The organism is Chryseobacterium sp. CY350 (assembly GCF_027945075.1).
Taxonomy (GTDB): Bacteria; Bacteroidota; Bacteroidia; order Flavobacteriales; family Weeksellaceae; genus Chryseobacterium.
Genome location: NZ_CP116034.1, coordinates 901,083 through 918,138, shown reverse-complemented (window position 1 = coordinate 918,138; position 17,056 = coordinate 901,083). Strand labels below are relative to the sequence as shown.

At 34.3% G+C, this 17,056-nt stretch carries 18 protein-coding genes; 7 read left to right on the top strand and 11 right to left on the bottom strand.

What is annotated here, in order from left to right; genetic code table 11:
* The first annotated feature begins 15 nt into the window (after positions 1 to 15).
* On the top strand, positions 16 to 1,266 hold the full coding sequence (gene odhB / locus PGH12_RS04205; RefSeq protein WP_267599249.1) for a 2-oxoglutarate dehydrogenase complex dihydrolipoyllysine-residue succinyltransferase: 1,251 nt from the start codon (positions 16 to 18) through the stop codon (positions 1,264 to 1,266).
* A gap of 80 nt (positions 1,267 to 1,346) precedes the next feature.
* Complete coding sequence (gene apaG / locus PGH12_RS04200; protein ID WP_267599248.1) at positions 1,347 to 1,733, top strand: Co2+/Mg2+ efflux facilitator ApaG/CorD; 387 nt, start codon at positions 1,347 to 1,349, stop codon at positions 1,731 to 1,733.
* A 3-nt stretch (positions 1,734 to 1,736) separates the two neighbouring features.
* On the opposite strand, the gene PGH12_RS04195 is transcribed toward apaG, so the two are convergent.
* Genes PGH12_RS04195 through PGH12_RS04185 form a run of 3 tightly spaced genes read right to left on the bottom strand, consistent with a single transcriptional unit; the run spans position 1,737 to position 4,200 of the window.
* Positions 1,737 to 2,291, bottom strand: coding sequence for a 3'-5' exonuclease (locus tag PGH12_RS04195; RefSeq protein WP_267599247.1), 555 nt, complete (start codon positions 2,289 to 2,291; stop codon positions 1,737 to 1,739).
* A 29-nt stretch (positions 2,292 to 2,320) separates the two neighbouring features.
* Positions 2,321 to 3,310, bottom strand: a complete 990-nt coding sequence (locus tag PGH12_RS04190; RefSeq protein WP_267599246.1) for a glycosyltransferase family 2 protein — start codon at positions 3,308 to 3,310, stop codon at positions 2,321 to 2,323.
* A 5-nt stretch (positions 3,311 to 3,315) separates the two neighbouring features.
* Complete coding sequence (locus PGH12_RS04185) at positions 3,316 to 4,200, bottom strand: lysophospholipid acyltransferase family protein (RefSeq protein WP_267599245.1); 885 nt, start codon at positions 4,198 to 4,200, stop codon at positions 3,316 to 3,318.
* A 79-nt stretch (positions 4,201 to 4,279) separates the two neighbouring features.
* On the opposite strand from PGH12_RS04185, the gene PGH12_RS04180 reads away from it, so the two are divergent.
* Positions 4,280 to 4,861, top strand: coding sequence for a thioredoxin family protein (locus tag PGH12_RS04180; RefSeq protein ID WP_267599244.1), 582 nt, complete (start codon positions 4,280 to 4,282; stop codon positions 4,859 to 4,861).
* 297 nt (positions 4,862 to 5,158) lie between these two features.
* Here the strand turns inward: PGH12_RS04180 and rplI are convergent, their stop codons facing one another.
* The 7 genes from rplI to PGH12_RS04145 all read right to left on the bottom strand — a co-directional run bounded on the left by rplI (position 5,159) and on the right by PGH12_RS04145 (position 11,961).
* Positions 5,159 to 5,677, bottom strand: a complete 519-nt coding sequence (gene rplI / locus PGH12_RS04175; RefSeq protein WP_267599243.1) for a 50S ribosomal protein L9 — start codon at positions 5,675 to 5,677, stop codon at positions 5,159 to 5,161.
* A gap of 181 nt (positions 5,678 to 5,858) precedes the next feature.
* Positions 5,859 to 6,161, bottom strand: a complete 303-nt coding sequence (gene rpsR, locus PGH12_RS04170) for a 30S ribosomal protein S18 (protein ID WP_034757623.1) — start codon at positions 6,159 to 6,161, stop codon at positions 5,859 to 5,861.
* Positions 6,162 to 6,192: 31 nt separating this feature from the next.
* Positions 6,193 to 6,534 carry a 30S ribosomal protein S6 gene (gene rpsF / locus PGH12_RS04165; RefSeq protein WP_263002183.1) on the bottom strand — a complete coding sequence of 114 codons (342 nt, stop codon included), beginning with the start codon at positions 6,532 to 6,534 and terminating at the stop codon, positions 6,193 to 6,195.
* Between the two features lie 129 nt (positions 6,535 to 6,663).
* Entirely contained in the window at positions 6,664 to 8,028 is a 1,365-nt protein-coding gene (locus PGH12_RS04160) for a chloride channel protein (protein ID WP_267599242.1), read from the bottom strand.
* 112 nt (positions 8,029 to 8,140) lie between these two features.
* Complete coding sequence (locus PGH12_RS04155) at positions 8,141 to 9,571, bottom strand: serine hydrolase domain-containing protein (RefSeq protein WP_267599241.1); 1,431 nt, start codon at positions 9,569 to 9,571, stop codon at positions 8,141 to 8,143.
* Between the two features lie 179 nt (positions 9,572 to 9,750).
* Positions 9,751 to 11,070, bottom strand: a complete 1,320-nt coding sequence (locus tag PGH12_RS04150) for a dihydrolipoamide acetyltransferase family protein (RefSeq protein WP_267599240.1) — start codon at positions 11,068 to 11,070, stop codon at positions 9,751 to 9,753.
* A gap of 63 nt (positions 11,071 to 11,133) precedes the next feature.
* The gene (locus tag PGH12_RS04145) at positions 11,134 to 11,961 is read right to left on the bottom strand and encodes an SAM hydrolase/SAM-dependent halogenase family protein (protein ID WP_267599239.1); all 828 of its coding nucleotides are present in this window, start codon (positions 11,959 to 11,961) and stop codon (positions 11,134 to 11,136) included.
* Between the two features lie 128 nt (positions 11,962 to 12,089).
* Between PGH12_RS04145 and PGH12_RS04140 the strand changes: the two genes are divergently transcribed.
* From PGH12_RS04140 to PGH12_RS04125, 4 genes are all read left to right on the top strand, one after another.
* Positions 12,090 to 13,046 carry a PhoH family protein gene (locus PGH12_RS04140; protein ID WP_267599238.1) on the top strand — a complete coding sequence of 319 codons (957 nt, stop codon included), beginning with the start codon at positions 12,090 to 12,092 and terminating at the stop codon, positions 13,044 to 13,046.
* A gap of 95 nt (positions 13,047 to 13,141) precedes the next feature.
* Positions 13,142 to 13,804, top strand: coding sequence for a porin family protein (locus tag PGH12_RS04135; RefSeq protein ID WP_267599237.1), 663 nt, complete (start codon positions 13,142 to 13,144; stop codon positions 13,802 to 13,804).
* Positions 13,805 to 13,932: 128 nt separating this feature from the next.
* Positions 13,933 to 14,454, top strand: a complete 522-nt coding sequence (locus tag PGH12_RS04130) for a hypothetical protein (RefSeq protein ID WP_267599236.1) — start codon at positions 13,933 to 13,935, stop codon at positions 14,452 to 14,454.
* 209 nt (positions 14,455 to 14,663) lie between these two features.
* A complete protein-coding gene (locus PGH12_RS04125) occupies positions 14,664 to 15,278 on the top strand; it encodes an outer membrane beta-barrel protein (protein ID WP_267599235.1) in 615 nt (204 codons plus the stop codon).
* A gap of 142 nt (positions 15,279 to 15,420) precedes the next feature.
* Here PGH12_RS04125 and ffh read toward each other — a convergent pair whose 3' ends face one another.
* Positions 15,421 to 16,782, bottom strand: coding sequence for a signal recognition particle protein (gene ffh / locus PGH12_RS04120; RefSeq protein ID WP_267599234.1), 1,362 nt, complete (start codon positions 16,780 to 16,782; stop codon positions 15,421 to 15,423).
* Positions 16,783 to 17,056: the final 274 nt, after the last annotated feature.

The following is a 17,056-nucleotide window of genomic DNA, read 5'->3' as shown; positions in this document are numbered from 1 at the left end:
ATAAAAAATACTCATATGTCAATTTTAGAAATGAAAGTTCCTTCACCGGGCGAATCAATTACAGAAGTTGAAATTGCAACTTGGCTTGTAAAAGATGGTGATTACGTAGAAAAAGATCAACCTATCGCTGAAGTAGATTCAGACAAAGCAACTCTTGAATTGCCTGCAGAACAAAGTGGTATCATCACTTTAAAAGCTGAAGAAGGTGACGTTGTACAGGTAGGTCAGGTAGTTTGTTTAATTGATATGGATGCTGCTAAGCCAGCAGGTGCTGCCGCTCCGGCTGCAGAAGCTCCAAAACAGGAAGAAGCACCTAAAGCTGCAGAACCTGTAAAACAGGAAGCTCCAAAACCGGCTCCAGCTGCTCCTCAATCTTATGCTACAGGTTCTCCTTCTCCTGCTGCAAAGAAAATTCTTGACGAAAAAGGAATTGACGCTTCTCAGGTTTCAGGACAGGGAAGAGACGGTAGAATCACTAAAACTGATGCTGAATTGGCTGCTGTTCCTGCAATGGGCGGAAGTTCTCTTACGGCTACCGGTTCAAGATCTACAACGACAACAAAGCTTTCTGTTCTTAGAAGAAAAATCGCGCAGAGATTGGTTTCTGTGAAGAACGAAACTGCAATGTTGACGACTTTCAATGAAGTTGATATGTCTGAAATTTTCAGATTAAGAAAACAATATAAGGAAGAATTTGCTCAAAAACATGGGGTAGGACTTGGTTTCATGTCTTTCTTCACCAAAGCGGTTACAAGAGCTCTTAAATTATATCCGGATGTTAATGCATCTATTGACGGAGATTTTAAGATCAATTATGATTTCTGCGATATTTCAATTGCAGTTTCAGGTCCGAAAGGATTAATGGTTCCGGTATTGAGAAACGCTGAAAATATGTCTTTCAAAGGTGTTGAAGCTAATATCAAAGATTTAGCAGTAAAAGTAAGAGACGGTAAAATTACTGTTGATGAAATGACTGGTGGTACTTTCACTATTACAAACGGTGGTACTTTCGGATCTATGTTGTCAACCCCTATTATTAACCCGCCGCAGTCTGCAATTTTAGGAATGCACAATATCATCCAACGACCGGTTGCGGTTGACGGGCAGGTTGTGATTCGTCCTATGATGTATGTTGCTATGTCGTATGACCACAGAATTATTGACGGAAAAGAGTCTGTAGGCTTTTTGGTCGCTGTAAAAGAAGGTATCGACAATCCAGTTGAGTTCTTGCTTGGAGGTGATGAGAAGAAAGGTCTAGAACTTTAATCGATCATGCCAATATAAATTTAAAATCTCGCCTTCGAAAAAAGGGCGAGATTTTTGTATCAAATTAAAAAAAGAACAAAATGTTTTCTAAAATTACTTCGAATATCAAGGTGTCTGTTACACCTGAGTATGATAGCAAAAATAGTTATCCTTCCGAAAACCGATTTGTTTTTAAATACAATATCGTGATTGAAAACGATGGTGATTTTCCGATAAAAATTCTGAAGAGAAAATGGTTGATTTTTGATGTAGGTTTCGGTTTTACAGAAGTTGTGGGTGATGGCGTTATCGGACTTACTCCTGAAATTCCTCCTACTGATGAATTTGCTTATTTTTCTAATGTTATGCTTCGTTCAGGCGTTGGGAATATGAGTGGGAAATATTTAGTAAGAAACGAAGAGACACAAGAAAATTTTGAGATTGATATTCCGAAATTTAATCTGCTGTCAACGGTTTTGATCAACTAATTATTATAATTTTTTCATCTTACTTTGGAAACTTTCGCTAATTTCCTCGTTTCTGGTTATAAATAGTTTTTCGAAAGCCAATAATGAAATTCTCGCACAAGCTTCTGCGTCGTCTCCCGCTCTGTGGTGATTAAATTTAATTTGATGTGTTTCTGCTAAATGTTTCAGACCATATTTTGGAAGATAATTCCATGATTTTTTTGCAAGTTGAATGCTGCAAAGATAATTTAGATTAGGTTTAAACATTCCATAATAATCAAGACAGCTGCGTAAAACGCCTGCATCAAAACTCGCATTGTGCGCAATCATTAAAGTTCCATACATCATTTCCTGTACCTCGTACCATATTTCATCAAAGGTAGGTGAGTCTTTCACATCGTGAGGTAAAATACCGTGTACATCCATATTTCTCTGATTAAAGTAGGGAAAACTCGGCGGCTTGATGAGCCATGTTTTTGTTGAGACAATCTGTGAATTTTCTACCACACAGATTCCTAATTCACAAGCAGAATGTCTCTCGTGGGTAGCTGTTTCAAAATCTATTGCGCAGAAATCCATAATTTAGCGTAAATGATAAGTAATTTGTATTAATAATTATTTTTTTTACCTCCTAAAAAATGTTTGAAAATGAGCCATTTTGTTTGGTAATATTTTTTCATCTGATTTTCCTTTCTAAGCTTCCAGGTTCCCGGAATGTGAGCATAAAAGCCATAATGTCCTCTTAATACAGCCCAAAGATGCGATATGCCGTTTTTATAAGCGAAGTAAAAAGATGCCGCTCCATCGAGAATCATTCTTAAAAAAAGTACCCAGATTAAATCTGGAAAGGGCAAATTTTTAAGCATCATCGAGAGGTTATTTCTGATGTTTAAAAAGGTTTTTTGAGGACTTTGTTTGTTTAATGTTCCACCACCAACGTGATAAACCTTTGATTTTCCTGTATAATATATTTTTTTGCCGGAATTTTTCATTCTCCAACATAAATCGATTTCTTCCTGATGAGCAAAAAATCTAGCGTCAAAACCATTCTGCTCCCAAAAATCTTTAGATCTGATAAATAAACAACAGCCGGATGCCCAGAAAATTTCTGCTTCATCATCATATTGACCTTTATCTTCTTCTACGTCATCAAAAACTCGTCCTCTGCAGTACGGATATCCTAAATTATCTATCAGTCCGCCTCCCGCTCCCGCAAATTCGAAAAATTTATGATTGTTAAATGATAAAATTTTTGGCTGAATGGCTGCAATTTTAGAATCCGTTTTAAACAAATTCAAAACAGGATCAATCCAGTTTTCTGTGACTTCAACATCAGAATTCAAAAGACAGTAAAATTCTGCCCGGATTGATCGTAAACCTTCATTGTAACCGCCTGCAAAACCATAATTTTTGTTGTTGAGAACGATTTTAACCGTAGAAAACTGTGTCTGAAGAAGTTTTATAGAATCATCCGTAGAACAATTATCAATAACATAAACTTCAGCATTTTGGGCGTACTGAATAACGCTCGGAAGAAATTTTTCCAGCCAGTGTTTACCGTTCCAGTTGAGTATGACGATTGCTAAATTTTCAGACATTGATGTTAAATTTTTTCAGAATCAAATGTTTTGATAGAATCCTGATACTTCCATTTTCGATGTGACCAAAGGTAATTGTCTGGTCTTCTTTTGATTGTATTTTCCAGTAAGCGGTGAAACTTTCTCACGACTTCGTTGTTGGTAAATTTTTCTCCGTCAGGCTCTATTCTTGAATAATTGATTTGATAATGACCTCGTTTTACCTTCTTCATTTCAGTGTAAAGGAAAATCAGATCCATTCTCGTTGCCAATTTATCATAACCGATAAAAGCGGGAGTTTTTTGATTCAAAAACTCTAAACCATAATTGACATGGGAAGAATGAGGAGTTTGATCAGCAACAAAAAGATAGATAGAATCTCCGTCATTTTTATTCCTGAAAATATTGAGAATAACTTCATTGGCTTCCAAAGCATCATTTCCGAACTTGCTTCTTACTTTTTTCATCTGTTTTTCCCAAAATTCACTATTTACTTTACGATAAACAGGATGACAGTTTTTTTGCGGAACCACTGTAGCCAAAGCATTCATCCATTCCCAGTTAAATACGTGACCAGCCAAAAGGATGATATTTTTACCTTCAGCTTTAGCTTCGTGAAAAAGATGTTGATTAATGTGCTGCATTCTCACCCGCGTCTCTGTCTTAGACATTGTAAAAGATTTGACGGTTTCAGCAAGATAATCTGAAAAATTTAAATAAAATTTTTTCCTGATTTCGGAAATTTCTTCTGCCGTTTTTTCCGGGAATGATTTCTTAAGATTCTGAGTAATTATCTTCTTTCTGTAGCCTACAAAATAATAGTTTAAAAAGAAAATAATGTCCGAAAAAATATATAATATTTTAAGCGGCAGTTTCGAAATTAAGTAGAGTATTTTGATCAGAAAATTCATAAAGTCTACAAATTTAGTAATAATAAAATTACGGTTTCATTTTTGCTTCGAATAAGTATTATTTTTTTAAATTTATATAATGAAAAAGATTTCAAAAAACATAGCAATTCTAGGATTTCTGTCAGTCGGAAGTTTGTCTTTCGCGCAAAATATAAAAGAAAATTCTGTAAAAAATTCTGATGATAAAGCTTTAATAGTAAAAGCAGATCATCAGGAACTTGATGCTAAGAAAAAGGCTGCTGAAGAGAAAGCCAAACTTCCTAAACCTTATGATCCGAAGGCTGATGCTGATAAAGACATTCAGAATTTGGTGGCCAGAGCTAAAAAGGAAAAGAAGAATATTATGATTCAGGCCGGGGGAAACTGGTGTATATGGTGCTTGAGATTCAACCAATATGTACAAACTACTCCTGAGCTTAAAAAATTGGTGGATGATAATTATCTTTACTATCACCTCAATTATTCACCAGATAACAAGAACGAAAAAGTTTTTGAGAAATATGGAAATCCTGGAGATAAATTTGGCTATCCAGTTTTCATTGTTCTAGATCAAAATGGCAAGATGGTGCATGTACAGCAAAGTGATGTACTGGAAGAAGGTAAAGGTTGTAGTCTCGAAAAAGTAAAAGATTTTTTCAACAAATGGACAACAAAATCATAACATAAAACCGAGAGTTCTCTCGGTTTTTTAGTTTACAGAAAAACTCCTATCGGATCATCGAAGATCAATATTTAGCAGTTTTTGGTTCTGTTAGATTTTATGACATTTAGATATTATTTATCATGATTAAATCTAAAGAAGGGCGTTCTATGTTCCTAAATGTGATTAATAATACTGCTGATTTTAAATTATGTGAAGCGATATTTATTATAACCACGTTTACTAAATAAATCAAAATACAAATAAAAAAACCACTTCGACAGAAGTGGTTTATATTTGAAAAGGTCTCTTAAGATCTTAAGCTTCTTCAGAAGGAGTTTCTTCTACTGCAACTTTTTTAGGAGCAGCTGGTTTAGGAGCTTCTACCGGTGCATCAGATACTACATCAAACTCGAAGTTGTACTCTACATTTCTGTGAAGTCTAACTACTGCAGTTACTTTACCAGTTCTCTTAATTGTGTTTCCTGGGATTTTGATGTATTTTTTCTCAACTTGTACACCAGCTTTAGCCAATGCTGCAGAAAGATCTGCATTGTTGATAGATCCGAATAACTTGTCACCAGAACCTACTTTTGCAGGAATAGTGATAGAAGTTTTCTTCAATTGATCAACCACACCGTTTGCTGTAGCGATTAATTTAGCTTCTTCTTCTTTTCTAGCTTCCAAAGTAGCTTCTAAAGTAGCTTTGTTTTTTGGTGTAGCTAAAAGAGCGATTCCCTGAGGTAACAAGAAGTTTCTTGCATAACCTGGTTTTACATTTACTGTATCGAATTCAAGACCTAAGTTTTCTACGTCTTTTTTAAGGATAATTTCCATTGTTGTTGTCCGTTTTTTAGTTTTAGAGAAAAGAATAAAGAAAAAAGAAGAAAGACTGTTGTCTTAAAAATTATTTCTTTTCTTCAATCTAAAAATCGTTAGAATTAATTATTTATTCAGCAACTTAAAAAAAGAGAAAAAGACCAGAAATCTTTTCTCTTTTCTCTTGTTTCTTTTTGTCTTATTTTAGTAAGTCAGCTACGTAAGGCATCATAGCAAGGTGTCTTGCTCTTTTGATCGCCGAAGAAACTTTTCTTTGGTATTTTAAAGAAGTACCAGTGTATCTTCTTGGTAAAATTTTACCTTGTTCGTTCACGAACTGTAATAAGAAATCAGCGTCTTTGTAATCAACGTGCTTGATTCCGAATTTTTTGAATCTACAGTACTTTTTATCAGTTTTTGTATTGATATCAAGTGGAGTAAGAAATTTTACTTCAGATTCACCTCCAGCAGAGGCTTGTTTAGCCATATCATCTATTGCCATGTCGTTGTCTTTTTTAAATTTGGGTTAGTAATTAAGCTCTTGAAGCTTTAAGTTTAGATCTTCTAGTTACCGCATAGTCAATTGCATGCTTGTCTAGTTTTGTAGTAAGGTAACGAATTACTCTTTCGTCACGTTTGAATGCTAATTCTAAGTCAGCAACTACAGTTCCTTCACCTTTAAACTCGATTAAAGTGTAAAATCCGTTCTTTTTCAATTGAATCGGATAAGCTAATTTCTTTAATCCCCAATTTTCTCTAGTGACAATTTCACAGTTCTTTTCTTTTAAAAGATCTACATACTTGTTCACTGCTTCCTCCACCTGAGCTTCAGATAGAACGGGAGTTAAAATGAAAACAGTTTCGTAATTGTTCATAATGTTAAATGAATTTGTTAATTATTTCGAGGTGCAAAAATATGAATTATATTTATAATACACAATAAATGAGCGGTATTATGATGAAATAAATTCAAATGAAATCATTTCTATCATTTTAAATTAAATTTAAACAGCTTCATTTTTTTTGTTTCTGATTTCAACAAGAAAATTCACTTTCAAAACATCATATAAGGAATGTCTGCTCACTAAAATTGAAGCAATTGAGGAAACCATTCCTGCCAACATCAGATGGAAAATTAAAGAATGTCTGTCCGTCATTTCCAATACAATGATAGCAGACGTAAACGGAGCTCTTGTAATTCCTGTAAGAAATGCAACCATTCCTGCAAGAATCACAACATTGGTTTCATTTGGTGTTAAATGTATCGCCCCTGAAATTACCGAACCAATACTTGCGCCCGCCGTCAAAGCCGGAGCGAAAATTCCGCCTGCGCCACCGGAAGTAAAAGATAGGGCAGGGCCAAGCATTCTTAATATGGGAACATACCAATCTTCGTGTTTATCCTGAGTGAAAAGTACGCGTTCCATGATTTCTTTTCCTGAACCTAAAACTTCACGGCTGATAAAAAAGGAGATGCATGCTATAAACAAAGCGCACAATATTAAAAAAGCGACGTTCGCTCTGTCGGTTTTTAGTTTTCTCTTTTTCCAATCATTAATTTTTAACATTGTAACCGAAAGCTGACTTGCTAAAATTCCTGCAATTCCTCCGACTAAAATAATTGGAAACATCACCATTAGCGAAACATCATTTGTCTTTGGATATCCTAAATATAAATATGAGCCTGCTAATGTCTGAGCCGTTAAACCCGCAATAATTACAGCCGTAAAGAGAGCTGTTTTAAAATAATTAATGTGCGTTTTTGAAAGTTCTTCTACGGCAAATACAATTCCGCCGAGTGGTGTATTAAAAGCCGCTGCCAATCCTGCCGCAGCTCCTGTCATGATCATGTTTTTCTTTGAGATCTTTGGCCACCAATCTGGTAAATATTCATTCACTTTCCTGAAAATAGAACCCGCAATCTGGATAGTCGGACCTTCTCGCCCTACTGCACCGCCGCCAATTACTAAAACTACCGATGAGATAATTTTAAAAACAATAATTTTTAAGCTTAAAAGACTTCTGATTTTAGTATGTTCTTTTGGATTCGCAAGCTCCACAGCTGCCATTACCTGTGGAATTCCGCTGCCTTTTGCATTAGGAGCAAATTCTTTGACCAGCCACCACGACAGTACAAATCCGATTGGAGCGACAAAGAAAATCATCCAGTCATTCCAATTCAGCATTAAGTCTAACAATTTTTCTCCCCAAGCAAAAATTTTGGCATACATCACCGCAAAAAAGCCTGTAATCACAGAGCCGATCCAGAAAGGAATCGCCTGGAGAAGATTATTCTTCAGCTGCTCGTTTCGGATATTGTCGAAGGATTTTTTAAGACTTTTTCGTAAGAGAGTGAAAATTTTCAGCATCTATTTGTTTTGGAGATATAAAAATAAAATTATTTAATGATATTTTACAAATAAAAATCCCAACTCTAGTCAGGATTAACTTTTTATTGAAATATCTATTTTATAATGAATGTTACTTTTTTTTCATTAAATCCTGTATTTTGTTGATCATATTGGAAGCGTTTGTATTTTCAGGATTTAATACTAAAGATTTTTTATAGCTTTCTATAGCCAAAGGATAGTTTTTAATTGAAAGATATGCTTCACCCAAACTGTCAAAAGCATTTGCCGATTGAGGATTTTCTTTGGCATTTAACACAAAAACTTTTAGTGCCTCATTAATTCTTGAAGTTCTCAATAAAATGTATCCAGTGTTATTCAATGTATCTTCGAAATTCCATTTCGGATTTTTTTCTTTAATATTATAATAATTCTTTTCTGCATTGGGATTATCTTTTTTAGAAAATTCGAAAATGACGGATTCTTCAGCTAAAGAATATTCATCAGTTAAATTTCTATCAATAATTGCTGCAATATGATTAACGATCTGATATTGAGCTGGGAAAAAATTATATCCGTTCGACATCAAGACAATTGCCATATTATTTTGTGGGAAGATTCTATACGCACTTACATTCCCGCCAGAAAAGCCATAAGACGGAATATTATTTGCTTTGCTGATTTCCCAACCATATCCAAAGACATCTTTTTTATTGCCATAATCAAAGGATTGCCACATTATATCTTTCGTTTTTTGATTCAGAAAATCATTCTTGATTAAATGACTGCTCCATTTTAAAAAGGCGGGAAGAGTAATTGCTAATCCATTTCCCGGATACGCCTTCTTCCCTTCAATATCCGTAGACTTTTGATATTCTTTCGTTTCTGAATTGTAATTATACTTTATAATACGGTTCGGAATTTTTTCAAGAGCATTTGAAGAAAAAACTACTTGATTTTTAACATCTGGAAACTGATTTTTAAGAATGAAATTTTCAAAATATTGTCCTGTAATTTTCTCAATAATCATAGCAAGAAGCATATAATTTGTTTGATTATACCTATATTGATTTCCTGTTGTAAAATCCATTTTCTCTTTACTTAAACGCTCAATTGTTTTAAAACTTGAGTATTCAGGCAAAATATCGCTAAATTCTATAAAATTAGGTATTCCTGACGAATGTGTAAGGAGATTCTTTAGTTTTACATTCTGCCAGTCTTTTGGGAGATTGTCAACATACTTTGAGATATCATCTTCCAAAGATAATTTTCCTTGTTCGATTAATTGAAAGATGCCCACGTTGGTCATTAATTTTGAGGTGGAATATATTCTGAACATTGAAGATGGACTTACTTTTTTAAGGTCTTCTAGATTTTCTACTCCATAATATTGTTCAAAAATTATTTTACCATCTTTTATAACACCAACAGCTAATCCGGGAATTTGGTTTGCTTTAATAGCTTCTTTTACATAATTGTCAATTAATTTAAACTGATTGGTTTGCTGTGAGAAAACTGCAACAGAAATATTTAAAGCTATAGCTGTTAAGAAAATTTGTTTCATATTTTGAGAATCTTATTTCTTGTTCTAATGTAAGACAGCTGAAAAGCTTATTCTATTACATTTTTTATTCGTATTTATTATAAAATGTTACAGCCGATTTCAAACAAAAAACCTCCGAAAAAATTCGAAGGTTATATTTTGAAATCGGCAAAAATTACTCATTGCCCATTACTCATTACTTATATTTCAGTATTCAAGTCCCAGTTTTGAAGGTAATCATGAACGTGTTTTAGCATCATTCCACCTAGAGAACCGTCAACAACTCTGTGATCGTAAGAGTGAGACATGAACATCAACTGACGGATTGCGATAACATCACCATCCTTAGTTTCAAGAACTGCAGGTTTTTTAACGATCGCTCCGATTGCCATAATGGCAACCTGCGGTTGAGGAATAATTGGAGTTCCCATCAAGTTGCCAAAACTTCCTACGTTAGAAATTGTGTATGTTGCTCCCTGAGTATCTTCTGGTCTTAATTTTTTATTTCTTGCTCTGTAAGCCAAATCGTTGATTGCTTTTGCCAAACCTGATAATGATAACTGATCAGCATTTTTAATTACTGGAACAATCAAGTTTCCGTCTGGTAAAGCAGTTGCCATACCGATATTGATATTTTTCTTCTTTATGATATTGTCACCGTTGATAGAAACGTTGATCATCGGGAAATCCTGAATTGCTTTCACAATCGCTTTCACAAAAATAGGCATGAAAGTCAGTTTTTCACCTTCACGTTTTTCAAACATATCTTTGTTTTTCGCTCTCCATTTTACAACGTTGGTAACGTCTGTCTCGATGAAAGAGGTAACGTGAGGCGCGATGTGTTTTGCTTTCACCATGTTTTCAGCAATGATTTTTCTCATTCTGTCCATTGGAATGATTTCGTCACCTGCAGCTACAGAAATTGTAGAAGCCGGAGCTGACGTTGCCGCTGGTGGAGTAGAAGCTGCCTGAACCGGAGTAGCTTGTTGCTGAGTTTCTTTTTGTGGCTGATTTCCTCTGTTGGAAACGTGTGCTAAAATATCTTCTTTGGTAATTCTTCCTTCTAAACCGCTTCCTTTAATGGTTTTTAGTTCAGATTCAGAAATATTTTCCTGTTGAGCGATCGATTTTACAAGAGGTGACAAATAAAGGTCTCCCGAAAATTCTACGTGAGAAGTAGTTGTTGGATTTAAAGGCTCTTCAATTGCTTTGATGGTTTCCGCGTCCGGAGTTGAAGTTTCTGTTTTAGCTTCTTGTGCATCTGTACTTCCGCCTTCTCCTTCAATTTCTAAAATAGCAATGGCTTCACCTACTTTTGCAACTTCGTCTTTCTGTTTCAGGATTTTTACAATTTTCCCCGAAACTGGTGTCGGAACATCCGAATCTACCTTATCTGTTGCAATTTCTACTACCGAATCATCTTCTTTTACCTGATCACCTTCATTGAATAACCAAGTGATCACCGTAGCTTCCATCACGCCTTCACCCATAGAAGGAAGCAATAATTTGTATTCTGCCATTTTCTAATTTTAGATTTTGACAAATATATAAAAAAAATCGGTTTTTTTATGAAATAGATAATTTTAGAAAAATTCGATGTAAATATTTTCTCCGACGTTTAATCCGAAAAGTGTTTTGGCACCGTTCTTTTTACTGCCTTTGTAAATGGTTAATTCCAATTGTTGGCTGTCGTTGAAAATTGCTGCGGATTGCCCGTGGTACTCGGTTTCTCTGTCCCAGTCTGTTACAACTTCCGTGTGGCTTGAGTAGATTTTCGATAAACTCAAATTTCTGAACTTTATTGTAAACTTTTCGAAACCTTTGGCTAGAGTTTCAAAGAATTCCTTACTAATATTTGATATTATGTTTCCGAAATTATCAATGTACATTACTTCACCAATGATCATCTTTTCAGATTCATTATAAACAGGTTTTGGAAATAAAAGCTGTTTTGCAGATTCTATCTTTCTTCCGATCACTTCAGGAAGTCCGCCATTCGCCAAATGTACTGCCACAGGAACAAAGACATCCGTTGAAGTAAAATTTACAACATCATCAAATCTGTTGTTAAGAGTAATTTCATAAATCGCTTCAGGTTTAATATCAAAAAAAATCAAACTCAACAATCCATTGTCGGCTGCAATAAAATAAGATCCGTCAGCTTTATACAAAATATTTTTTCTTGATTTGTGAAAAAAGCTGTCTACGGCAATAATATGAATGGTTCCTTTTGGAAAATATCGGTATGCATTTCTTACAATATAGGACGTCTGAATAAGGTTATATGCCTGAATGTCATGGCTGATATCAATACTGTCGACTTCAGGATTCAAAGACAGTATTTTCCCTTTCATAGCCGAAACTCTGTAATCTAAACGTCCGAAATCTGAGGTGAGGGTAATAATTGACATGAATAAATCTGATAGAACTGCAAATTTATCTAAAATAAAAGGAAAGAAATAAATAATGTGGATAAGAATTTGGTTTAAATCTGAAAAAAAACTTTTAAATTTAAAATCTAAACAATAAAAATATTTGCATGTTTGAATTAACGTATGATTTAGAAGGTATTGATGCAAAAAACTTTTACGGAGTTAATAACCAATATTTCAATTTAATAAAATCCAGCTTTCCAACTCTTAAAATTACCGGCAGAGATCACCATATTTTTGCGATGGGAAATCAGGAAGCTCTTGATATATTTAAACTAAAACTAGACGACATCGTGTCGTTTATTTCAAAAAATAATTCTATCGGTCTTAAAGATGTAGAAAACTTTCTTAATCTTAAAGATGAAAATGAAAAACATCTCGTTTTTGATCAGGACATCATCGTAAAAGGTGTCAACGGAAAAATAATAAAGGCAAAAACTACCAATCTTAAAAGACTTGTGAAAGAAACCGAGAAAAAAGATATGGTTTTCGCCATCGGACCGGCAGGAACAGGTAAAACATATACGAGTGTCGCTTTAGCAGCAAAAGCTTTACGAGATAAAGAGGTGAAAAGGATTGTATTAACAAGACCGGCCGTTGAAGCAGGGGAAAGTCTTGGGTTTTTGCCGGGTGATCTTAAAGAAAAACTTGATCCTTATTTACAGCCTTTATATGATGCACTTCGGGATATGATTCCGCATGAGAAACTGGAAGGTTTCATGGAAAAAAAGGTAATTGAGGTTGCTCCGCTTGCTTTCATGAGAGGGAGAACTCTTGATGACGCATTTGTAATTCTGGATGAAGCTCAAAATACTACGCACGCACAGATGAAAATGTTTCTGACTAGAATGGGGATGAATGCTAAGTTTATCATTACCGGTGACCCTACACAGATAGATTTACCTCCGAAACAGCATTCCGGATTAAAAGAGGCCATGAGAATATTGAAAGATGTAAAAGAGATCGGTTTTGTTTATCTTACTGAAGAAGATGTCGTAAGGCATCCTGTTGTAAAGAAAATTATTCTTGCTTACAATGAGGAAGACAAGAGGTCAAAAGAATAAGTTTTTTTTAAGTTTTAATATTTTTTTGAAAATATTTTGCCATTCTATAAAAAGTGATATATTTGGAGTCTTAAAATTTGTTAAAACTTTAAACTATGAAAAAATTATTATTGGTTGCTTCTTTGGCAATGTTTGGTTCTGTAGCTGTGAAAGCGCAAGAAACAAGATTTGGTGTTAAAGCAGGTTATTCTATGTCAACTTTAAAAGCTAAATCTAATGAAGGATCTGAAAGTTCCGATCCATTACATACTTTCTATGTTGGTGGTGTTGTTGAGCACAAAATAAGTGATAAATTTGGTCTTCAAGGAGAAGTTTTATATTCTCCGTTGGGTGGTAAAATCGATGAAGCTGTTGAAGTTGACCAAAACACATTTATTGCTGCTCAAGCAAAAATTAATTTTGGTACTGTGTTAGTTCCAATTTCTGCTAAATACTTTGCAACTGAAAATTTATCATTTTCTGCAGGAGCAAGTTTCGGAATTATAATTTCTGCTAAAACAAAGTATGAAGTGAATGCCGGAATTAATTTACCAGGAGTAGGAATTTCGATTGGTGATGAAGTTGATATTAAAGATCAAACAAATACTTTAAATATTGCTCCCTTCATCGGTGCTGAATATATGCTTGAGAATGGATTGTTTTTCGACGCGAGATATAATATGGGTGTATCTAATTTAGCTAAAGATGCTGCAAATGGAGAAAAACTTACAAACAGCTTCTTACAAGTTGGTGTAGGTTTCAAATTTGGAGGAAACTAAGAATTTACATTTTCCAAAGATATAAGCAGGGCATTTTGTCCTGCTTTTTTTGTGATGTGGTACCAAGCGGCATCTAATTTGCTATTCATGTGAAATCATTAGTCATAATAAACTTTAAATCAATAAAAATGAAAAAATTACTTTTATTAGGTGCATTCGCATTGTTTGGAGGCGCAGCTCACGCACAGGAAGGACTAAAACTTGGTGGTCACATCGGCGTTCCTGTGGGAGATGCAAGCAGTTATTCTTCTTTTACCTTTGGTGTAGACGGAGCTTATATGTGGAACATCGCAAAAAACTTCGATCTTGGTGTGGCTACAGGTTACTCACATTTTGTAGGTAAAGATTATGAATTTAGAGGTAACCGTTATAAATCTGATGATTTTGGCTTCATACCCATTGCTGTTGCAGGGAAATATAGATTTGCAAAAGCGCCTATTTTCGTTGCTTTAGATTTAGGATACGCAATTTCAGTGAAAGATGGAGTAGATGGTGGTTTATACGCGCAGCCGAAATTTGGTTATCAAATGCCGAAAGCTGAATTATATATTGGATATCAAACTGTCGGAAGCAGAAGAGATTTTGACAGAGAAAGAATAGATAATAATTTCGGAGCGATCAACTTTGGGGTCAATTTCTTTTTAAAGTAAAATATTTTTAAATAAGTCATATTAAGCTCCAATTGCAAAATTGGAGTTTTTTATTTAATATTTTTAAATTTTATTTAAGTAATTCTCCCTGATTTGATTTTAATCCAAAAAAGTCAATGTTCATGGGTGATTTTTATCATGTTAACAAATTTTAATATTAGATTTCGTCATTATACATTTGCAGCCAAGAAAGTATAAAATTATTCAAAATGAAAAAATTATTAATTGCAAGTGCTGTTGCACTTTTCGGTTTATCAAACGCTCAAATTGCTAAAGGAACTGTATATCTATCAGGAACTGCTGCTTATTCTTCTACTGAAGATAATAATGACGATACAAAAACTGAAGACTTCAGAATTATCCCAACTGTAGGTTATTTTGTTGCACCTAACTTGGCTATTGGAGTAGGAGTTGGTTATGCTTCAAGCAGTGAAAAGGCTACTTACAATGACGGTTTCGAAAAAGCAACTTTATCTGCATTCGTTGTAGAACCTTTCGTAAGAAAATACTGGACTTTAGGAGATAAATTATATATCTTTGGTCAGCTTTCAGTTCCAATGGAATTCGGAAATTCAAAATATGAAGAAACTGAAAACAACACTTCACTTTCTGACAAAGTTAAATACAATTCATTCGGAGTTTCTGTGAAGCCAGGTTTAGATTATTTCTTAAATAAAAACTGGACTATTGAAGCTACAATCGGTGAATTTGGTTACAATACTACTAAATGGGATGTTGAAGGTGCTCAAAATACAAATAACTTCAACTTCGGTTTAAACCTAGCTAACGTTGGTATCGGTGTTAAATATGTATTTGCTAAGTAATTAACAGCAAAATATTATTCATAAAGAAAGTTCTAAGATTAATTTCTTAGAACTTTTTTTTTAAAAATTTAAGTCAAACTCACAAACAAAAAAAACTCCCAGAAATAATTCTGAGAGTTTATGTTTTTTAAATTTTTTTTGACTATTTCCCGAACATTCCGCCCATTCCAGGCATGTTTGGCATTTTGCTCATCATCTGCATCATTTGTTTTCCTTGTGGTCCCTGCATCATTTTCATCATTTTTCCCATCTGGTCAAACTGTTTCATTAATGCATTCACATCTTCAATTTTTCTTCCTGCACCTTTGGCAATTCTGCTTTTTCTCTGAGTATTAATGATCGAAGGTCTTCTTCTTTCCTCAGGAGTCATCGAATAAATAATGGCTTCAATATGTTTAAATGCATCATCGCTAATCTCAACATCTTTAATGGCTTTTCCAACTCCGGGAATCATTCCCATCAAGTCTTTCATATTTCCCATTTTTTTGATCTGATTAATTTGCTTCAAGAAATCATCAAAACCAAATTCATTTTTAGCAATTTTCTTATGAAGCTTTTTTGCTTCCTCTTCATCAAATTGTTCCTGAGCTCTTTCTACCAAAGAAACAACGTCTCCCATTCCTAGGATTCTGTCGGCCATCCTTTCCGGGTAGAAAAGATCTAAAGCTTCCATTTTTTCTCCGGTAGAGATAAATTTGATTGGTTTTTCAACTACTGAACGAATAGTAAGAGCGGCTCCACCACGAGTATCACCGTCTAATTTAGTTAAAACAACTCCGTCAAAATTCAAAGCTTCGTTGAAAGCTTTCGCCGTATTTACAGCATCCTGACCTGTCATTGCGTCAACAACAAATAAAGTTTCGCTTGGTTTGATGAAATAATGAACAGATTTAATCTCGCTCATCATCTGCTCATCAATCGCAAGACGACCTGCCGTATCGACGATCACCACATCATGACCATTTTGCTTTGCGAAATTGATTCCGTTTTCTGCAATAGTCGAAGGATTTGTTGCGCCTTCTTCAGTATAAACAGGAACTCCGAGTTGTCCGCCAAGAACTTTCAACTGATCGATTGCTGCAGGACGATAAACGTCACACGCTATCAATAAAGGTTTTTTATTCTTTTTAGTTTTTAAATAGTTAGCAAGCTTTCCCGAAAAAGTAGTTTTACCAGAACCCTGAAGACCGGCGATCAGAATTACAGATGGTTTTCCTGAAAGATTAATTCCCTCCTGAGAACCTCCCATCAAATCTACCAACTCATCATGAACAATCTTTGTCATCAACTGTCCTGGTGTAAGCGAAGTAAGAACGTTTTCGCCTAATGCTTTATCCTGAACTCTTTTCGTAAGATCTTTAGCAACTTTATAATTAACGTCGGCATCTACCAATGCTCTACGGATCTCTTTTACGGTTTCCGCAACGTTGATTTCGGTAATTTTTCCGCGTCCGGAAAGATTGTGAAGTGCTTTGTCTAATTTATCCTGTAAACTATTGAACATATTGATTATAAATTATAGTGTGCAAAAATAAGGAATTTTTAATAATTTATCATATATAGTATTAAGAGATTTGTTTTGAATGTAAATTATAATCCTATTTTTGCAAAATGAATTTTTGGGATAGCTTTATTGTCATTTCTCTGATAGCAATTTTGAATATTATTGTATTTATAATATTTAAAAAATATCTGTACGGGAAAGAAAATGCCGCAATGAGATTTATTGTACTTAATATTTCGAAAGATCTATTATGGCTGATTATTTCATTATTGAT

What these genes read in the sequence shown, in the direction of transcription:
- odhB (WP_267599249.1), top strand. Translation starts at nt 16, where the DNA reads ATGTCAATTTTAGAAATGAAAGTTCCTTCACCGGGCGAATCAATTACA.
- apaG (WP_267599248.1), top strand. Translation starts at nt 1,347, where the DNA reads ATGTTTTCTAAAATTACTTCGAATATCAAGGTGTCTGTTACACCTGAG.
- PGH12_RS04195 (WP_267599247.1), bottom strand. Translation starts at nt 2,291, where the DNA reads ATGGATTTCTGCGCAATAGATTTTGAAACAGCTACCCACGAGAGACAT.
- PGH12_RS04190 (WP_267599246.1), bottom strand. Translation starts at nt 3,310, where the DNA reads ATGTCTGAAAATTTAGCAATCGTCATACTCAACTGGAACGGTAAACAC.
- PGH12_RS04185 (WP_267599245.1), bottom strand. Translation starts at nt 4,200, where the DNA reads ATGAATTTTCTGATCAAAATACTCTACTTAATTTCGAAACTGCCGCTT.
- PGH12_RS04180 (WP_267599244.1), top strand. Translation starts at nt 4,280, where the DNA reads ATGAAAAAGATTTCAAAAAACATAGCAATTCTAGGATTTCTGTCAGTC.
- rplI (WP_267599243.1), bottom strand. Translation starts at nt 5,677, where the DNA reads ATGGAAATTATCCTTAAAAAAGACGTAGAAAACTTAGGTCTTGAATTC.
- rpsR (WP_034757623.1), bottom strand. Translation starts at nt 6,161, where the DNA reads ATGGCAATAGATGATATGGCTAAACAAGCCTCTGCTGGAGGTGAATCT.
- rpsF (WP_263002183.1), bottom strand. Translation starts at nt 6,534, where the DNA reads ATGAACAATTACGAAACTGTTTTCATTTTAACTCCCGTTCTATCTGAA.
- PGH12_RS04160 (WP_267599242.1), bottom strand. Translation starts at nt 8,028, where the DNA reads ATGCTGAAAATTTTCACTCTCTTACGAAAAAGTCTTAAAAAATCCTTC.
- PGH12_RS04155 (WP_267599241.1), bottom strand. Translation starts at nt 9,571, where the DNA reads ATGAAACAAATTTTCTTAACAGCTATAGCTTTAAATATTTCTGTTGCA.
- PGH12_RS04150 (WP_267599240.1), bottom strand. Translation starts at nt 11,070, where the DNA reads ATGGCAGAATACAAATTATTGCTTCCTTCTATGGGTGAAGGCGTGATG.
- PGH12_RS04145 (WP_267599239.1), bottom strand. Translation starts at nt 11,961, where the DNA reads ATGTCAATTATTACCCTCACCTCAGATTTCGGACGTTTAGATTACAGA.
- PGH12_RS04140 (WP_267599238.1), top strand. Translation starts at nt 12,090, where the DNA reads ATGTTTGAATTAACGTATGATTTAGAAGGTATTGATGCAAAAAACTTT.
- PGH12_RS04135 (WP_267599237.1), top strand. Translation starts at nt 13,142, where the DNA reads ATGAAAAAATTATTATTGGTTGCTTCTTTGGCAATGTTTGGTTCTGTA.
- PGH12_RS04130 (WP_267599236.1), top strand. Translation starts at nt 13,933, where the DNA reads ATGAAAAAATTACTTTTATTAGGTGCATTCGCATTGTTTGGAGGCGCA.
- PGH12_RS04125 (WP_267599235.1), top strand. Translation starts at nt 14,664, where the DNA reads ATGAAAAAATTATTAATTGCAAGTGCTGTTGCACTTTTCGGTTTATCA.
- ffh (WP_267599234.1), bottom strand. Translation starts at nt 16,782, where the DNA reads ATGTTCAATAGTTTACAGGATAAATTAGACAAAGCACTTCACAATCTT.